This window comes from Micromonospora sp. L32 (assembly GCF_052068055.1).
Classification (GTDB): domain Bacteria; phylum Actinomycetota; class Actinomycetes; order Mycobacteriales; family Micromonosporaceae; genus Micromonospora; species Micromonospora purpureochromogenes.
The window spans coordinates 248,322-265,786 of sequence record NZ_JBQHDD010000004.1; the positions used below are offsets into that span (position 1 = coordinate 248,322).

Sequence of the window (17,465 nt, forward strand, 5' to 3'; positions counted from 1 at the left end):
GCGCCGGGGTCAGGTCAGGTAGGTGAGGATGGCGGGGAGGGGGTCCAGGTCCACGGCGGTGTCGACCACGAGGCGGGGGCCGATGACCGGCTCGTACTCGGCGCGGCGGAGCAGGGTCTGGTCCCAGGTGGGGAGCAGCGGGTCGGGCTCGGCGGGCAGCCGCGCCTCGACCCGGCGGCGGTGCTCCGCCTCGTCGCCGCAGTGCACCTCGATCAGCCGTAGCGGCACCCCGGCCCGCTCGGCCAGGTCGTGCCAGAGGCCGCGGGCGCTGGCCACCGGGTTGACCGCGTCGACCACCACGGTCAGGCCGAGCCCCAACTGCACCTCGGCCAGCCCCGCCACCGCCTGGTACGCCGCCATCCCGGGCACGTCGCCGACCAGCCCGTGGTGGGCCAGCGCCCGCTCGACCGGGTCCACCGGCAGCACGGGCGCGCCCAGCGCCGCGCCGACCCGCCGGGCGAGGGTGCTCTTGCCCACCGCCGGCAGGCCGGCGAACGCGACCAGGACGGGCCTCACGGCAGCAGGTACGGCCGCACGTCCTCGGCGGCGGCGTCGCCGTACGACTCGGCCAGGCGCTTCACGAACAGGTCGCGGCGGACGTCGTACTCCTGGGTGCCGACGGTCTCCAGCACCAGGGTGGCCAGCAGCGAGCCGACCTGCGCGGCCCGCTCCAGGCCGAGGCCCCAGGAGAGCGCGGCGAAGAAACCGGCCCGGAAGCCGTCGCCGACGCCGGTCGGGTCGACCGCCTGGATCTCCCGGGCGATCGGCACGTGGATCGTCCCGAAGTCCCGGCCGGCGATCTCCGCGCCGTCCTTGCCCAGCGTGGTGACCCGCACCTTCACCCGGTCGAGCAGCTGCTCGTCGGTGAGGCCGGCCTTGCTCTGCAGCAGGGACTTCTCGTAGTCGTTGGTCATCAGGTAGTCGGCGCCGTCGATCAGGCCGATCACGTCCGCGCCGTCCATCCGGGCGAGCTGCTGGGACGGGTCGGCGACGAAGGCGTACCCGCGCTCCCGGCACTCGGCGGAGTGGCGGATCATCGCCTCCGGGTCGTTGGCGCTGACCAGCACCAGGTCGAGACCGCCGAGGCGCTGGGCCACCGGGGACAGCTCGATGTTGCGGGCCTCGCTCATCGCCCCGGCGTAGAAGGAGGCGATCTGGCACATGTCGGTGTCCGTGGTGCAGACGAACCGGGCGGTGTGCGCCACCTCGCTGACGTGCACCGACTCGCAGTCGACGCCGTGCCGCTCCAGCCAGGAGCGGTAGTCGGCGAAGTCGGCGCCGACCGCCCCGAGCAGCACCGGGCGCAGCCCGAGCTGCGCCATGCCGAAGGCGATGTTGGCGGCCACCCCGCCGCGACGCAGCACCAGGTCGTCCACGAGGAACGACAGCGACACCTTGTGCAGCTGGTCGGCGATGAGCTGGTCGGCGAAGCGACCGGGGAAGCTCATCAGGTGGTCGGTCGCGATCGAGCCGGTCACGGCGATCTTCATGTCAACCCTCGGGGTCGGGAGCACGGCGCCGGTCAGCCTACCGGGCCGCCCCGGGAGCCGGTCCAGGGTCGGTCGACAATGCGCCACCCGCCGCTCATCCGGACGTCACCCCCCGCGGAGGCGCACAGACGGCGGCGGGGCCGCCCCGAAGGACGGCCCCGCCGGACGCAGGTGCTGGTCGACTCAGCTGAACGAGTCGCCGCAGGCGCAGGAGCTGCCCGCGTTGGGGTTGTCGATGGTGAAGCCCTGGGCGTCGATCCGGTCGGCGAAGTCGATGGTGGCGCCGGCCAGGTAGGGGGCGCTCATCCGGTCGACGACGACCTCGACACCGTCGAAGTCGGTGACGACGTCACCGTCGAGCGACCGCTCGTCGAAGAACAGCTGGTACCGCAGGCCGGAGCAGCCGCCCGGCTGCACCGCGACCCGGAGCCGCAGGTCGTCGCGGCCCTCCTGCTCGATCAGGGCCTTGACCTTCTGCGCCGCGACGTCGGTGAGGACGACGGAAGTAGGGGCCTGGGCCTCGGTCGACTCGGTCTGCGCTGGCGTGGTCACGTGGAAATCTCCCTGCGCGGTATGGGTCCGGACGCACTGGCCAACGTCGCGCGTCGTCCAGTGATTCCCGGTGTGGTCCAGATCCGATCGTACGCCGTCCCGGCCGGCGCGACCCGGGGGCGTGACCAGACGGTCGTCACCCGCGCCGCAGGTCCGCACCTCCGGCCGGGTGCTCAACGGCTCCACTGCCCGGCCAGCCGGGCGCCCAGCGCCCGTAGCCCCTCGGCCGGGCGGCTCATCGCGGCCTCGACGCCGCCGCGTTCCTCCCCGCCGAAGTGCTCCACCAGGCTGTACGTCTCGGTGACGCCGACCGAGGCGGCCTCCCGCCGCCCCGTGCTCACCCGCCCCGCCAGCACCACGCAGGGCACCCCGCGGTCGCGGGCGGCCCCGGCCACCCCGGCGACCACCTTGCCGCGCAGCGACTGGTGGTCGAAGGACCCCTCCCCGGTGATCACCAGGTCGGTGGCGTCGAGGGCGGCGTCCAGCCCGATCGCCCGGGTCACCAGGTCGATGCCGGACTCGCAGCGTCCGCCCAGGGCGAGGATCGCCGCGCCGAGGCCGCCGGCCGCGCCGCCGCCCGGGAGCGCGCCCAGTCCGGGTGGGCAGCCGGGCAGGTCCCGTTCGAGCACCGCCGCCCAGCGCTCCAGCGCGGCGTCGAGCAGCAGCACGTCCGCCCTGGTGGCGCCCTTCTGCGGGCCGTAGACGTTGCTCGCGCCGTGCAGCCCGAGCAGCGGGCTGTCGACGTCGGTGGCGGCGACCAGGGTGGCCCCGCGCAGCCGGGGCGCGCCGTCGAGGGTGGCGACCGCGGCCAGCGCCGCCCCGCCGTACGGCAGGGCCCGGCCGGCGTCGTCCAGCGGCGTCGCGCCGAGCGCGGTGAGCAGGCCGGCCCCGCCGTCGTTGGTGCCGGAGCCGCCCAGCCCGACCACCACCGTGCGCGCCCCGTGCTCGACGGCCGCGGTGACCAGCGCCCCCAGCCCGTACGAGGTGGTCGCCTTCGGGTCCCGCTCGGCGGCGGAGAGCAGGTGCAGCCCGCAGGCCTGGGCGCTCTCCAGGTAGGCGGTGCCGTCGTCGGTGAGCAGGATCTCACCGGTGGCCGGCCGGCCGAGCGGGTCGACGGTCGGCACCGGGATCCGCCGCCCGCCGAGGGCGTCGGCGAGCACCGCGACGAAGCCCGGCCCGCCGTCGGCGAGCGGTCGGATCAGCAGCTCGTCGCCGGCGGCGACGGCCCGCCAGCCCTCGGCGACGGCGGCGGCGACCTCCGGGGCGGCGAGGGTGCCGGCGAACTTGTCCGGACACAGCAGCACGCGCATGCCTGGCAGTGTGGCAGCCCACACCGGCGGAGGCTGCGCGGCAGCCACGCTGTGGGACCATGGGAGGCGTGACTTCGACCTGGGTGGAACCCTCCAACACCGCCACTGCGCTGCTGCTCCTCGGCCGCGGCAGCGATCCCGCCACCGAGCGTGGCGTGGAGTGTCCGGGCGACCTGCCGGCGCCGAGCGACCCCGACCTGGTGGCCCGGGCGGCGGCGGCGAAGGCTGCGCTCGGCACCAAGGTGTTCGTGCTGGGTCACCACTACCAGCGCGACGAGGTGATCCAGTTCGCCGACGTGACCGGCGACTCGTTCAAGCTGGCCCGGGAGGCGGCGGCCCGGCCGGACGCGGAGTACATCGTCTTCTGCGGCGTGCACTTCATGGCCGAGAGCGCCGACATCCTCACCTCGGACGCGCAGAAGGTGATCCTGCCCGACCTGGCCGCCGGCTGCTCGATGGCGGACATGGCGGTGCTGTCGCAGGTCGAGACCGCCTGGGACGTGCTGACCGAGCTGGGCGTCGCGGCGGACACCGTCCCGGTGACGTACATGAACTCCTCGGCCGACATCAAGGGCTTCGTCGGACGCAACGGCGGCGTGGTCTGCACCTCGTCGAACGCCAAGCGCGCCCTGGACTGGGCGTACCAGCAGGGGTCGAAGGTGCTCTTCCTGCCCGACCAGCACCTGGGCCGCAACACGGCGGTGCTGGAGATGGGCCTCTCGCTGGACGACTGCGTGCTGTACGACCCGCACAAGCCGGGCGGCGGGCTCACCCCGCAGCAGCTGCGCGACGCGAAGATGATCCTCTGGCGGGGCCACTGCTCGGTGCACGGCCGGTTCACCCTCGACAGCGTCAACGACGTGCGCGCGCGGGTGCCCGGGGTCAACGTGCTGGTGCACCCGGAGTGCCGCCACGAGGTGGTCACCGCCGCCGACCACGTGGGCTCCACCGAATACATCATCAAGACCATCGAGGCGGCTCCGGCCGGCTCGGCCTGGGCGGTCGGCACCGAGCTGAACCTGGTCCGCCGGCTGGCGCTGGCCCACCCGGACAAGCAGATCATGTTCCTGGACAAGGCGGTCTGCTACTGCTCGACGATGAACCGGATCGACCTGCCGCACCTGGTCTGGGCGCTGGAGGAACTGGTCGCCGGGCGGGTGGTCAACCAGATCACCGTCGATCCGGACACCGCGCACCACGCGCGAGTGGCGCTGGACCAGATGCTCGCCCTGCCGGGCGCGGACACTCCGCCGCCCACCGCCCGCTGATCACCCACGGTCACATCGCTGGTACGGAAACATGCCGGAATCCCCGGTTCGTTCCGTGCCTGGCGATGTGACCGATTCCGTTTTCGTCACCGAGGGCTATGCTGCCGGGGCGACGACATCGCGGACCGTTTTGCGCCGGTCCCATTCCGGGTAGCTGAACAGCCGGCAAGAGCTGGACAGCTCGACCCCACCCTCGACACAGCACCACCCGACGCGCGCTGGAGGTTGCGTTGACCGACGACGTCCTGGTCGTACACGGAGGCACGCCGCTGGAAGGGCGGATCCGCGTGCGCGGCGCGAAGAACCTGGTCTCGAAGGCGATGGTCGCCGCCCTGCTGGGCGACACCCCCAGCCGGCTGTTCGACGTGCCGCGCATCCGTGACGTCGAGGTGGTCCGCGGGCTGCTCGGCCTGCACGGGGTCAAGGTCACCGACGGCGCGGAGGAGGGCGAGCTGGTCTTCGACCCGGCCAACGTCGAGAGCGCCAGCACCGACCAGATCAACGTGCACGCGGGCTCCAGCCGGATCCCGATCCTGTTCTGCGGCCCGCTGCTGCACCGGCTCGGGCACGCCTTCATCCCGGACCTGGGCGGCTGCCACATCGGGCCGCGCCCGATCGACTTCCACCTCCGGGCGCTGCGCGAGTTCGGCGCGACGGTCGAGAAGACCCCGGAGGGGCTGCACCTGTCGGCGCCGAACGGGCTGCACGGCACCAAGTTCGCGCTGCCGTACCCGAGCGTGGGCGCGACCGAGCAGGTGCTGCTCACCGCGGTGATGGCCGAGGGCGTCACCGAGCTGCGCAACGCCGCCGTCGAGCCGGAGATCATCGACCTGATCTGCATCCTGCAGAAGATGGGCGCGATCATCAAGGTCCACACCGACCGGGTGATCGAGATCCAGGGCGTCAAGCGGCTCAGCGGCTACACCCACCGGCCGATCCCCGACCGGATCGAGGCGGCGAGCTGGGCGGCGGCGGCGCTGGCCACCCGCGGGCACGTCGAGGTGCTCGGCGCCCAGCAGGTCGACATGATGACCTTCCTGAACATCTTCCGCTCGGTCGGCGGCGCGTACGAGGTGACCGACGCCCGCGCGCCGAAGCTCGGCGACCCGGGCCAGGAGGGCGGCATCCGGTTCTGGCACCCGGGCGGCGAACTCAACGCCGTGGCGCTGGAGACCGACGTGCACCCGGGCTTCATGACCGACTGGCAGCAGCCCCTGGTCGTCGCGCTGACCCAGGCCCGCGGCCTGTCGATCGTCCACGAAACGGTCTACGAGCAGCGGCTGGGCTACACCGAGGCGCTGAACACGATGGGCGCCAACATCCAGGTCTACCGGGACTGCCTGGGCGGCACCCCGTGCCGCTTCGGCCGGCGCAACTTCAAGCACTCCGCGGTGATCGCCGGGCCGAGCAAGCTGCACGCGGCCGACCTGGTCATCCCGGACCTGCGCGCCGGGTTCAGCCACCTGATCGCGGCGCTCGCCGCCGAGGGCACCTCCCGGGTGTACGGCGTCGACCTGATCAACCGCGGTTACGAGGACTTCGAGGCGAAGCTGGCCAGCCTGGGCGCGCACGTCGAGCGGCCGTAACCGAACTCCCCTGAGCTCCGAACGAGCGCCCGGTGCACCGTGATGTGCACCGGGCGCCGTCGTTTGGCTACCCTTCACCTCGTGCCGTCGCTGTTTCGCCGCAAGTCCGCCGACCCCGACTCCTCCGCCACCGACGTGGTGACCGAGGAGCAGCCCTCCGCGCACCCCCGGGGCTACACCCCGAGCAAGAAGGAACTGGGCCTGCAGACCCCGAAGCGGCCGGTCGCCGGTCGTCGCCCCGCCGGGCCGACGAAGCCGCTGACCAAGGAGGAGGCGCGGGAGCAGCGCCGGCTGGCCCGCGCCGAGGCGGCGGCGGAGTTCCGCCGCGAGGGCGGCCCGCGCGACCGCGGCCCGGAGCGGCTGCTGGCCCGCAACGTGGTCGACTCCCGGCGTACGGTCGGCACCTGGTTCTTCGGTGGCGCGCTGATCGTGCTGATCGGCTCCAACCAGGCCATGCCGCCGGCGATCCGGCTGGCGTCGAACATCGTCTGGGGTGCGCTCGCCCTCGGTGTGGTGATCGACTCGATCCTGATCTCTCGCAAGATCAAGAAGCTGGTGCGGGAGCGCTTCCCGAACAGCGGCGAGCGGATGGGGTCGCTCTACCTCTACGCGATCATGCGCTCGATCACCTTCCGCCGGATGCGGGCGCCCGCGCCGCAGGTCAACATCGGCGACAAGATCTGACCCCACCCGGTCCGGACCTGGCCCCTTCCCGGCGTAAACGGGGAGGGGCTTCGTCATTGCACCCCGAGCAGGCGCAGCAGGGCCGTGGTGCCGGCCGCCGCGACCACCACCAGGACGAACGGTGCCCGCCGCCAGGCGAGCAGCACCCCGACCAGCACGCCCGCCGGCCGGGCGTAGCCGGCGAAGCCGCCCGCCTCGGTCAGCGCGGCGGTCGCGGCCAGCGCGGCCAACAGGGCGGCGGCCCCGACCGGCAGCAACCGCCGGGACCACTCGGGCAGGTCCAGCCGGTCCCGCAGCAGCACTCCGGCGACCCGGAAGCCGTACGTTCCCGCGGCCAGGGCAAGGATCACGGCGATCAGCACGAGGTCTCCTCCGTCCGGACGGCCTGTCCCGGGCCGGCTTCCCGGGCGAGCCCGTCGGCGGGTCCGCTTCCTGCGAGCGAACCGACGGTGGCCGGGGCGTCCGCTCCGCTCTCCGGGCCCGGGCCGACCGCTGCCTGGCCTTGCCGGTGGCGGCGTACCAACGGCACGACCAGGCCAGTGAGCGCGAGCAGCACCGGCAGCCCGGCCGGCAGCACCGGCGTGGCGAGCACCGCAAGCGCAGCGCCGGAGAGCGCGACCTGACGGGTCTCCCGGTCCCGCAGCGTTGGCAGCAGCAGGGCGGTCAGCCCGGCCGGGAACGCGGCGTCCAGCCCCAGGGTGGTCGGGTCACCGACCGCCCCACCAGCGAGCACGCCGAGCAGGGTGCCGGCGTTCCAGGCCAGGAAGAGCAGCGCCCCGGCGAGCCAGAACGCCCGGTGGCGCGCGGGGCCGGCCGGTCGGGCCAGCGCGAACGCGGTCGCCTCGTCGGTCATCAGATGGCTGCCGACCAGCCGCCGCCAGCGCTGCCCGCCGAGGCTGTCGCCCAGGGTCAGGCCGAACGGCAGGTGCCGGGCGTTGAGCAGCAGGCCGGCCAGGACGGCGGCGAGCGGGCTGCCGGCCGCCACCAGCCCCACTGCCATGAACTGGGCTCCGCCGGCGTAGACCAGCACCGACATCGCGACGGTCGCCCAGGCGGGCAGGCCGGCGGCGACGGCGACCGCGCCGAAGGAGGCGCCGACCGCGATCATCGCCGCGCCGATGGCGGCGACATCGCGGAGCATGCCGCTGCCGGCCGTTCGCTCTACCGTACGCATGGTCCATTATGATGAACACAGCCCCCGTGTTCGTCAAACCGAACAAACAGACCTCTGGAGCGAACAAATGGCCGGAGAACCCGCTCCGCCGTTGGCCACCATCGCCGCCGCCCTGCGTCGCGAGCGCGAGCGGGCCGGCATCTCGCTGACCGAGCTGGCCCGCCGCGCCGGCATCGCCAAGTCCACCCTGTCCCACCTCGAATCCGGGGTGGGCAACCCGAGCGTCGAGACGCTGTGGGCGCTGGGAGTCGCACTCGGCGTACCGTTCAGCCGCCTGGTCGAGCCACCCGCGGCCACCGTCCGGGTCATCCGGGCCGGCGAGGGCCCCCGGGTCCGCTCGGACCACGCCGACTTCGCCGCCACCCTGCTCGCCGCCGGCTCGGCGCACAGCCGGCGCGACGTCTACCTGATGGAGCTCGAGCCGGGGGCGGTCCGCATCGCCGAACCGCACACGCCGCGCAGCGTCGAGCACATCGTGGTCGCCGCCGGCCGGATGCGGGTCGGCCCGGAGCCGGACCTGGTCGAACTCGGTCCGGGCGACTACGCGACGTTCCCCGGCGACGCGCCGCACCGGTACGAGGCGCTGGCGCCCGGCACCTTCGCCGTCCTCGTGATGGAGCACCCCTGACCGCCGCCGCGGCCGGGCCCAGGGTCAGCCGGTGACCGGGGCCGCCCGGCTCGCCGGGGACCGGTAGAGCCGGGTCACCACCTCCTCGATGTCCGGCTCGACGATCGAGATGTCGCGGAGTGTGGCCAGACCGGCGAGCCCGGCCACCACCTCCGCCGCGCCGGCCGACTCGCAGGCGTAGACCAGCCGGCGCCCGTCCGCCTCGATGCGTTCCAGCGGCGCGCCGGGCAGCGTCGGCGGGGTGGCCAGCGCGGTGTCCAGCTCGGCGACGACCAGCCGGCGGGAGCCGTACCGGCTGTGCAGGGCGGCGATCGAGCCGTCGTGCACCACCCGGCCGTGGTCGATCACCACGAGCCGGCGGCAGAGCCGCTCGATGTCGGCCAGGTCGTGGGTGGTGAGCACCAGCGTGGTGTCGCCGGCCTGGCGCAGTTCGCCGAGGAAGTCGCGGACGGCCTGCTTGCTCACCACGTCCAGGCCGATGGTGGGCTCGTCGAGGAAGAGCACCCGCGGGCCGTGCAGGAGGGCGGCGGTCAGCTCGCCGCGCATCCGCTGCCCGAGGGAGAGCTGCCGCACCGGGGTGTCCAGGAACTCATCGAGGTCCAGCAGCGCGCGGCAGCGGCGCAGCCGGGTCGCGTGGTCGCCGGCCGGCACCCGGTAGACGTGCCGGAGCAGGTCGAACGAGTCGCGCAGCGGCAGGTCCCACCAGAGCTGGGAGCGCTGCCCGAAGACCACGCCGATGCCGAGGGCCAGCCGGGTGCGCTGGGCGACCGGGCGCAGCCCGCAGACGCGTACCTGCCCGGCGGATGGGGTGAGCACGCCGGTGAGCATCTTCAGGGTGGTGGACTTGCCCGCCCCGTTCGGGCCGATGTAGCCGAGCGTCTCGCCGCGCTCCACCCGCAGGTCCACGCCGTCGACGGCGGTGACCGTCCGCTTCTCGCGGCGCAGCCGGCCCACCTTGACCCGGACCGTGAACTCCTTGCGCAGCCCCTGCGCGTCGATCACCAGGCTCATGATCCCGTACTCCGGTAGTGGCGGACACCGACGCGCCAGGCCGCCGCCGCGCCGGCGGCGGCGACCAGCGCGACCCCGGGCGCGGCCCAGCCGGCCCAGGCCGGCAGGCCCAGCGGGTCGGCCCGGCCGAGCAGCGCCAGCGCCGGCTGGTAGCTGACGAAGGCGAATCCCAGCCCGTACGCGAAGGCCGCCCGGAACCAGCCCTCGAAGATCGTGACCGGGTACGAGGTGAAGTCCCGTCCACCGTAGGTGACCGAGTTGGCCAGCTCCCCCGACTCCACCCAGTAGAACGAGACGGTGGCGGTGGCCACGAAGAGGGAGCCGAAGAAGACCACCCCGGCCAGCGGGGCGACGACGGCCAGCGCCACCCGGCCGGGCGTCCAGTCGATTCCGGCGGTGGCCAGCGCCACCACCAGCACGGCCAGGCCGAACAGCGCCCGGGACACCTTGCGCAGCGGCAGGTCCATCAGCAGCAGCTGGGGCAGCGCGCCGAGCGGTCGCAGCAGCACCGCGTCGAGCAGCCCGGTGCGCACGTACCGCGGCAGCCGCTCGATGTTGCCGACCAGCAGGTCGGCGGTGGCGAAGGCGCAGGAGGAGAGGCCGACCATCACCAGCGTCTCGCGAAGGGTGAAGCCGCCCAGCTCGTGGGTCACCCCGTAGAGCACCAGGACGGTGACCACGTCGAAGACGGTGGCCCCGACGTTGCCCAGCAGGTCCACCACGAACGACGTCCGGTACGCCGTCTGCGACCTCGCCTGCGCCCGCAGCAGCGCCCGGTACGCGGTGGCCGCGCCGCCAACCTCAGCCACCCTGCACCACCAGCCGCCGTTCGGCCCGCCGCTGCACCAGCCGACAGGCGGCCAGGATCAGCACCGCCCAGCAGAGCTGAAGGGCGACCAGCCCGAGCTGGGTGGCCGGCGGGTCGCGCTCGACCAGCACGTCCAGCGGGGTCTGGAGCAGGCTCGGGAAGGGCGTCCCGAGCCAGAGGGCGAGCTGGAGCGGCTCGGGCAGGAAGCGCAGCGGGAAGTAGAGCCCGGCCAGCACCCCCGAACCGAGCGTCCAGAGGATCATCGGGCCGCGGACGTCCTGCAACCAGTACGCCGTGGCGTTGACCAGGTACCGGCAGCCGAAGCAGAGCACCAGCGCGGTGACCACGGAGACACCGAAGAGCGGCAGGGTCGACCAGCGGGTGGGCAGGTACACGTCGAAGAAGAGCGGGCCGATGAGCAGCGGCGGCAGGAAGCGGGCCAGCACGGCGTACCCGGCGCGGCCCAGGTCGGTGGCGAGGTAGCTGGTCACCGGGTGCACCGGGCGGAGCAGGTCGCCGGCGATGTCACCGGTGCGGATCCGGTCGGCCAGGTCGCTCCAGCCCCACAGCAGGATCACCGCCAGCAGGCCCTGCGCGACCCAGACGAAGGTGGCGAGCTGGGCCCGGTCGTACCCGCCGACGCTGCCGGCGGTCCCGGCCGCCGCGAGCAGCACGTAGCAGTGCAGGAACCCGAAGACGGAGTTGGTGACGGCACCGGCCAGCGCGGCCTGACGATAGGTGGCGTATCGTCGGAAGCCGGATCGGGATATCGCCCAAAATGTCCGAAACCATAGGATAACGTTTGAGTCCGTGGACGGTGCCACAGTGGCGGTGACCGAGCCCACGCCGTTACCCTCCATCCGCAGCCATGCCGTGCCGGGTCGGGCGACTCTACCGGCAGGTGGAGGCCCCGGCACGACAATTTCCAACGAGGTGACACCGCCGTGAGCGAGCGACGCGAGCCGGGCATCGGGCCGCGCCGCACGGGCGGCGACGAGGGCCCTCGATGACGGGCGGCTACCGCGACCGCTGGCACGACCCGGCCGAGCCCTCCTGGGTCGTCGAGCCGACCACCGAGTGGCAGCCGCAGTTCCCCGGCCAGCGCTACCCCGGCGACATCGGCGCCCGGCACCTCCCGGCACCGCCCCCGCGCGGGCGGGCCGCCGTGGTCGGCCGGGCCGAGGTGCCGCCGCTCGCCCCGACCCGTCCCGACGGGACGTACCTCGGGCGGTCCTGGGACGACCACGACGAGGAACCGCCGCGCTGGGGCGGCCCCCCGGTCGCCGATCCGCAGCCCCACGCCGACGAGGCGCACCGGCGCGACGACGACCTGTACCGGCGGCCGGCCTCCGACCTGACCTGGCAGCGCGAGCGCCGCCGGCCGGAGCCGGAGGCCCCGGCCCCGCGCACCGCCCGTACCGCCTGGGCCGACCGCCACCCCGATGTCGCAGACCGGCCACGCGAAGGTGCCGACCGGCCACGCGAGGGCGCCGACCGGCCGCGCGAGGCGGCGTGGCACCGCGACCGGGGCGCCGCCGACCGGTACGACGGCCGTCCGCAGCGCCCCGCCCCGGGCGTCGCCCCGGTCTCCCCCGGGCCCAGGCACGAGCCGGCCCGTGGCGTCGAGCCCGGCTGGGTGCCCGAACCCGACGAGGCGCCGCCGGCGCGCCGGCCCGGCACCGGGTACGACCGCCGTCCGGCCGACGACGGCCGCCGGCGGGACGGTCACGAGCAGTTCCCGGCCGACCGGCGGACCCGCCCCGACCAGGAGGTCCCCGGCCGGTACCGCGAGCCGGACGAGCGCCGCCCGGCGCGCCACGACGAGCGCCCGCCGGGCCCGCCCGGATACGACGACCGCCCGCCCGCCCGCGACCACGCCGGCCACCGACCCGGACCGAACGGGTACGCGGACCGGCCCACCCCGAACGGGTATGCCGAGCAGCGGCCGGCACCGAACGGGTACGCCGAACAGCGGCCCGCGCCGAACGGGTACGACGACGCGCGCCGCCCTTCGTCCCGAGGGTCGGACGAGCGCTGGCAGCGCGGGTACGACGAGCGCCGCCACCCCGAGGAGCGGGGACCGTCGCGCGAGGCGGCCGCCCGCGCCGAGGCGTACCCGGACCGCCGGCCGCGCGAGGCGACGCCGCCCGCCGAGGCGTACCGCGAGCAGTGGAGCCGGCCCGGCGCGGACCGCGACGGCCGGGGCGGCCCCGGCCCGGAACACGGCCGGCACCCGGAGCAGCGGCCCGCCCGCCCCTCGTGGCACGAGGAGCGGCCCGCCGCCCACGGCCCGGTGCGTCCGATCTCTCCCGCGCCGGTCTCCGGGGCGCCGTCGTCCGGCGGCCCGGCCCCGGCCACACCCGTCTCCCCCGCCCCCACCTCGGGCGCGCCGGTCTCCGGCGCTCCCGTCCGCCCGGTCGCCGATTCGCGTGCCCCGCACGGCCGGGACCAGTTCCCGCCCCGCGCCGCCGGCACGCCGCCCTTCGCCGGGACCATGCCCCCGGTCTCCGGTCCGCCGCGCCCCGCGCCACCGGCCACCGGCGGCTCACCGGGCCGGACCCGCGACGACCGACCCACCTCGGCCCCGCCCGGCCCGGACCGGGACGCGCCGATCTCGTCGCCCCCGGCGGCCCGGCCGCGGTCTGAGTTCCGGCCCGGCCAGGAGGGCGCGGCGCGCCCCATCGCGCCCGGCGATGCCGGCCCGACCGCCCAGCGCCCCGTCCCGGCCGACCACCGGCCGGCGTCCGCGCCTCCGGCCGACGCGCGACCGGTCTCCGGTGCCCCCGGTGCGGGGTTCCGGTACCCCGCCGACGACCGGGTGCCGCCGGCGCACGGCCGGCCGTTCCCCGGCCAGCAGCCGACGCCCGGTCCGACGCCCGACCGACGCCCGGTGTCGGGAGCGCCCGTCGGGCACCAGCCCGTGCCGGGACCGTCCGTCGGCCACCGGCCGGTCTCCGGGCCGCCCGTCGGCCCGCCCCCGCCGCCCGAGGCCCGGGTCGCCCCGCAGCGGCCCGCCGGCCCGGCCCCCGCACCGTCCACCCCGGCGAGCACGGGCTCGGCCGCCGGCCCGTCGCTGGAGATCACGCCGGACAAGCCGCGCCGCTACATCCCGCCGGCGCCGCAGCCCACCACTCCCGTGCCCCCGGTGGCCCGCAGCACGGAGCCGAACAGCTCCGAGGCGTGGTTCCGGCCTGCCCGCCCGACGCCGGCCGACGAGGCCGACGACCGCCCGGTGTCCGCCCCGTCCGGCGCGGCGGGCCCGTCCGCGCCGGCGGCCCGCCCGTCCCCGGACGCGGACCGGCCGACCCCGGTCGATCCGCCCCGGGACGCGTCCCGGTCGGCAGCCCCGGTGTCCGCGCCGCCCGGGCAGCCGGCCGAGGCCACCCACCCCTCGGACGAGCGGTCCCCCGTGCCGTCGCCGGACGCCGAGCCGTACCGGCCGGTCTCCGCGCCGCCGGCGTTCCGGCCGGTCGCCGACCGGGCCGCGTCCGACGTCACGGCACCGGCAGCGGCGCCTCCGGTCGCGGCCGGCTCCGGGCCGGCCGCCGCACCGGTCGAGCCCGCGGCTCCGACGCCGGAGCGGGACACCGCCGACGAGATTGCCGCACCGCTGCCGGCCGAGGCCACCGCGTCCGCGCCGGGGACCTCCGCCGCGCCGGCACCGGTCCCCGCGGCCCACCATGACGCGGCGGCGGTCCGGCCGCGCTCGGCACCACCGGTGCCTTCGGACGCTCCCGCCGGCCCGGCTTCCGACGACGCCCACCACCCCACCTCCGCGCCCTGGGCCGAGATCCCGGGGCCGTCGGTCCCGGTGTCCGCGCCGCCGGCGGACGCCGCTGTGGAGTCGCCCCGGCCCATCTCCGCACCTCCCGCCGATGCCCTGGAGCCGGTCCGACCGATCTCCGCGCCACCGGCCGAGGCTCTGGAGAGGGCCCGACCCGTCTCCGTGCCACCGGCCGACAACTGGGCGGCCGGTACGGCCGAATCAGACGCGTCCGACGCAGCCGAACCGGCCCGACCGGTCACCGCAACGCCGGCCGAGCCCGACCCGGCCGGAACGGACGCCATCAGCACGTCGACCCGACCCGTCTCCGCACCGCCGGCCGGCACGCCCGAGCAGTCCGCCCGGCCGGTGCCGGAAGTCCCGTCGCCGGTGGCCGACGCAAGCGATGCGCCGTCCATCCGGCCGGTATCCGCACCGCCCGGGGTGGACACCGACGAGGAGCCCGTCCATCCGGTCTCGGCTCCGCCGTCGCCGACCGGTGCGGGTCCGACCGCACCCGAGGCGTCGACGCCGCCCGCCACCGCTCCGGAGCAGTCCGCCGGGCTCGTTCCGACGCCCCCGGTCGCCGCTGCCACCACCGAAGCGGCACCCGACCCGGACCCGGCCGACACGGCCACCCCGCCGGCCGACACGGCCACCCCGCCGGCCGACGTGACCGCGCCGCCGGTCGCCGAGGCGGAGCCGGCCCCGGCGGACCCGCCGGCCACCACCGCCGCGGAGACCACCACCACCGTGCCGGACGAGCCGCCGGCCGACCCGGAGCAGGTCCTGGCCGCGTACCGGTGGCGGCTGGACCCCGAGACGCTGCGCGAGGTCGTCGACGACGCCGACGAGCTGCGGACGCTACGCCGGCGGCTGACCGAGAAGCTCGGCGCGTCCCTGGACAACCGGGCCCGGGCGCGGCTGCTCAGCCTGCGCGCGGTGGTCTCCCGGGTCGTCCACGACCTGGACGACGCGCTCGCCGACGGCCGGCTCGCCCTCACCTACGCGGAGGCGACCGGCGAGCTGCGGCGAACCGCGCTGGCCCGGGCCCGGCTGGCGGAGGTGCTGCGCTGGAAGGGCGAGTTCGCCGAGGCGGACCGGCTCTTCGCCGAGGCCAACTCGGCCGAGCTGCCGGACCGGCTGCGGGCGGCGCTGCACGAGCACGCCGGCCGCTCCTGCTACGACCAGGGCCGGCTGATGGAGGCCTGCGAGCACTTCGAGCGCGCCCTGGACCTGCGCCGGGCCGACGACCCGGAGCTGACCGAGCGGATCCGGGTCTGCCTGGACGCGGTGCACACCCGGGCCACCGCCCGGGGCGGCTTCGGGCCGTACCCCCGCAGCCGGGAGGAGGTGCTGCGTGGGCGCACCTCCCCGGTGCCCACGCTCGACGGCGGCCTGGGCCGGTGGGGGTACGCGGACGCCGACGGCGAGCTGGTCCTCGACTACCGGTACGCCGAGGCGCAGCCGTTCCGCGAGGGCCTGGCCTGGGTACGCCGCCCCGACGCCCCGGGCTGGGAGCTGATCGACGAGGCCGGCCGCACCCTGATCGGCCCCTCGTACGCGGCGGTGCGGGCCTTCTCCGACGGTCTGGCCTGGGTCTCGCGCCGCGGCGAGGCGGACTGGATGGCGATCGACTCCGAGGACACCGTGGTGGTGCCGGCGGGCTTCGAGGACGCCCGGCCGTTCACCGCCGGGGTCGCCGCGGTGCGCCGGGGCGGCTGGGGCGCGGTGGACCGCAACGGCCGGCTGGTCGTCCCGACCCGCTACCACGGCTTCCGCACCGCGCTGGCCGACGGCCGCCGGCTCGACGGCTTCACCGACGAGGGGCTGGCCGTGGTGGAACTGGGCGGCTTCCGGGGCGTGGTGGACCGCACGGGCCGGGTGCTGGTCGCACCGGCCCACCCGGATCTGGTGATCCACCCGGTGGCGTTCCTGGCCAACGACCGCACCGGCCGGTGGGGCGCGCTGGACCGGCGGGGCGAGCCGCTCATCGACCCGGTGCACCCCGGCCCGGACGCGGTGCTGGCCGAGATCGACCTGCTGCTGACCGACGCGCATCCGGTGCTCTGAACCACGCCGCCGCCGCGCCGTCCCCTGGTCATGATCGGAGCGGACTAGGGTCGGGGCATGGAATTCCGACACCTGGGCCGTTCCGGCCTGATGGTCAGCGAGATCTCGTACGGCAACTGGATCACCCACGGTTCGCAGGTCGAGGAGGACGCGGCGCTGGCCTGCGTCCGCGCGGCCCTGGACACCGGCATCACCACCTTCGACACCGCCGACGTCTACGCCGGCACCCGCGCCGAGGAGGTGCTCGGCAAGGCCCTCGCGGGCGAGCGCCGGGAGGGCCTCGAGGTGTTTACCAAGGTCTACTGGCCGACCGGGCCGGGCCGCAACGACCGGGGCCTGTCCCGCAAGCACATCATGGAGTCGATCGACGGCTCGCTGCGCCGGCTGCGCACCGACTACGTGGACCTCTACCAGGCCCACCGGTACGACTACAGCACCCCGCTGGAGGAGACGATGTCGGCGTTCGCCGACATCGTGCACGCCGGCAAGGCGCACTACATCGGCGTCTCGGAGTGGAAGGCCTCGCAGATCCGCGAGGCCCACCAGCTCGCTCGCGAGCTGCGCATCCCGCTGGTGTCCAACCAGCCGCAGTACTCGATGCTCTGGCGGGTCATCGAGACCGAGGTCGTCCCGACCAGCGAGGAGCTGGGCATCGGGCAGATCGTCTGGTCGCCGATGGCCCAGGGTGTGCTCTCCGGCAAGTACCTGCCGGGCCAGCCGCCGCCGGCCGGCTCCCGCGCCACCGACGAGAAGTCCGGCGCCGGGTTCATCGCCCAGTGGCTGACCGACGAGGTGCTGACCCGGGTGCAGCGGCTCAAGCCGCTGGCCGAGCAGGCCGGGCTGACCATGCCGCAGCTCGCCATCGCCTGGGTGCTGCAGAACCCGAACGTCTCGTCGGCGATCGTCGGGGCGTCCCGCCCCGAGCAGGTGCACGACAACGTCAAGGCGGCCGGCGTGAAGCTCGACGCCGACCTGCTCAAGGCGATCGACGAGATCGTCGAGCCGGTCACCGAGCGAAACGCGGCGAAGACCGAGAGCCCGGCCCAGCGGCCGTGACGCTCCCCCGGGCCGGCGCGGCGTCCGCGCCGGCCCGGGCTCTTCCCCGGGTACGCCGGCCG

At 75.3% G+C, this 17,465-nt stretch carries 15 protein-coding genes; 6 read left to right on the forward strand and 9 right to left on the reverse strand.

The features are described 5' to 3' along the window. Nucleotides 1–9: 9 nt before the first annotated feature. The 4 genes from ACTMTB_RS13040 to ACTMTB_RS13055 form a co-directional block, all read right to left on the reverse strand. Nucleotides 10–516: an AAA family ATPase gene (locus ACTMTB_RS13040; protein ID WP_441145348.1), complete on the reverse strand. Its 507-nt coding sequence runs from the start codon at nucleotides 514–516 to the stop codon at nucleotides 10–12. Next, nucleotides 513–1,490: a carbohydrate kinase family protein gene (locus ACTMTB_RS13045; RefSeq protein ID WP_210776408.1), complete on the reverse strand. Its 978-nt coding sequence runs from the start codon at nucleotides 1,488–1,490 to the stop codon at nucleotides 513–515. Before ACTMTB_RS13045 ends, ACTMTB_RS13040 begins: the two co-directional genes overlap by 4 nt. 183 nt (nucleotides 1,491–1,673) lie before the next feature. After that, nucleotides 1,674–2,042 carry an iron-sulfur cluster insertion protein ErpA gene (erpA, locus tag ACTMTB_RS13050; protein WP_088961031.1) on the reverse strand — a complete coding sequence of 123 codons (369 nt, stop codon included), beginning with the start codon at nucleotides 2,040–2,042 and terminating at the stop codon, nucleotides 1,674–1,676. A gap of 173 nt (nucleotides 2,043–2,215) precedes the next feature. Continuing rightward, nucleotides 2,216–3,352 (reverse strand): glycerate kinase family protein, encoded by a 1,137-nt coding sequence (locus tag ACTMTB_RS13055; protein ID WP_441145351.1) that lies wholly within the window; start codon nucleotides 3,350–3,352, stop codon nucleotides 2,216–2,218. A 68-nt stretch (nucleotides 3,353–3,420) separates the two neighbouring features. Between ACTMTB_RS13055 and nadA the strand changes: the two genes are divergently transcribed. The 3 genes from nadA to ACTMTB_RS13070 all read left to right on the forward strand — a co-directional run bounded on the left by nadA (nucleotide 3,421) and on the right by ACTMTB_RS13070 (nucleotide 6,890). Beyond that, nucleotides 3,421–4,620: a quinolinate synthase NadA gene (gene nadA / locus ACTMTB_RS13060; protein ID WP_441145353.1), complete on the forward strand. Its 1,200-nt coding sequence runs from the start codon at nucleotides 3,421–3,423 to the stop codon at nucleotides 4,618–4,620. Nucleotides 4,621–4,850: 230 nt separating this feature from the next. Next, nucleotides 4,851–6,206: a UDP-N-acetylglucosamine 1-carboxyvinyltransferase gene (murA, locus tag ACTMTB_RS13065; protein WP_441145355.1), complete on the forward strand. Its 1,356-nt coding sequence runs from the start codon at nucleotides 4,851–4,853 to the stop codon at nucleotides 6,204–6,206. 42 nt (nucleotides 6,207–6,248) lie between these two features. Further along, nucleotides 6,249–6,890, forward strand: coding sequence for a DUF3043 domain-containing protein (locus ACTMTB_RS13070; protein WP_441145357.1), 642 nt, complete (start codon nucleotides 6,249–6,251; stop codon nucleotides 6,888–6,890). Nucleotides 6,891–6,943: 53 nt separating this feature from the next. Here ACTMTB_RS13070 and ACTMTB_RS13075 read toward each other — a convergent pair whose 3' ends face one another. Then, nucleotides 6,944–7,252 (reverse strand): AzlD domain-containing protein, encoded by a 309-nt coding sequence (locus ACTMTB_RS13075; protein WP_280841526.1) that lies wholly within the window; start codon nucleotides 7,250–7,252, stop codon nucleotides 6,944–6,946. Next, nucleotides 7,246–8,064, reverse strand: coding sequence for an AzlC family ABC transporter permease (locus ACTMTB_RS13080; RefSeq protein ID WP_441145360.1), 819 nt, complete (start codon nucleotides 8,062–8,064; stop codon nucleotides 7,246–7,248). The genes ACTMTB_RS13075 and ACTMTB_RS13080 overlap by 7 nt, the downstream gene beginning before the upstream one ends. A 67-nt stretch (nucleotides 8,065–8,131) precedes the next feature. Between ACTMTB_RS13080 and ACTMTB_RS13085 the strand changes: the two genes are divergently transcribed. After that, nucleotides 8,132–8,692, forward strand: a complete 561-nt coding sequence (locus ACTMTB_RS13085; RefSeq protein WP_441145362.1) for a helix-turn-helix domain-containing protein — start codon at nucleotides 8,132–8,134, stop codon at nucleotides 8,690–8,692. Nucleotides 8,693–8,716: 24 nt separating this feature from the next. Here the strand turns inward: ACTMTB_RS13085 and ACTMTB_RS13090 are convergent, their stop codons facing one another. The 3 genes from ACTMTB_RS13090 to ACTMTB_RS13100 are packed head-to-tail and all read right to left on the reverse strand — an operon-like array spanning nucleotide 8,717 to nucleotide 11,356. Continuing rightward, nucleotides 8,717–9,703, reverse strand: coding sequence for an ABC transporter ATP-binding protein (locus ACTMTB_RS13090; RefSeq protein ID WP_441145364.1), 987 nt, complete (start codon nucleotides 9,701–9,703; stop codon nucleotides 8,717–8,719). Then, nucleotides 9,700–10,512, reverse strand: a complete 813-nt coding sequence (locus tag ACTMTB_RS13095; RefSeq protein WP_441145366.1) for an ABC transporter permease — start codon at nucleotides 10,510–10,512, stop codon at nucleotides 9,700–9,702. The genes ACTMTB_RS13090 and ACTMTB_RS13095 overlap by 4 nt, the downstream gene beginning before the upstream one ends. Continuing rightward, the gene (locus ACTMTB_RS13100; protein ID WP_441145368.1) at nucleotides 10,505–11,356 is read right to left on the reverse strand and encodes an ABC transporter permease; all 852 of its coding nucleotides are present in this window, start codon (nucleotides 11,354–11,356) and stop codon (nucleotides 10,505–10,507) included. The genes ACTMTB_RS13095 and ACTMTB_RS13100 overlap by 8 nt, the downstream gene beginning before the upstream one ends. A 161-nt stretch (nucleotides 11,357–11,517) precedes the next feature. Between ACTMTB_RS13100 and ACTMTB_RS13105 the strand changes: the two genes are divergently transcribed. Both ACTMTB_RS13105 and ACTMTB_RS13110 read left to right on the forward strand, forming a co-directional pair. Further along, nucleotides 11,518–16,347: a WG repeat-containing protein gene (locus ACTMTB_RS13105; protein WP_441145370.1), complete on the forward strand. Its 4,830-nt coding sequence runs from the start codon at nucleotides 11,518–11,520 to the stop codon at nucleotides 16,345–16,347. A 57-nt stretch (nucleotides 16,348–16,404) separates the two neighbouring features. Further along, nucleotides 16,405–17,403 (forward strand): aldo/keto reductase family protein, encoded by a 999-nt coding sequence (locus ACTMTB_RS13110; RefSeq protein WP_441145372.1) that lies wholly within the window; start codon nucleotides 16,405–16,407, stop codon nucleotides 17,401–17,403. Nucleotides 17,404–17,465 lie beyond the last annotated feature (62 nt).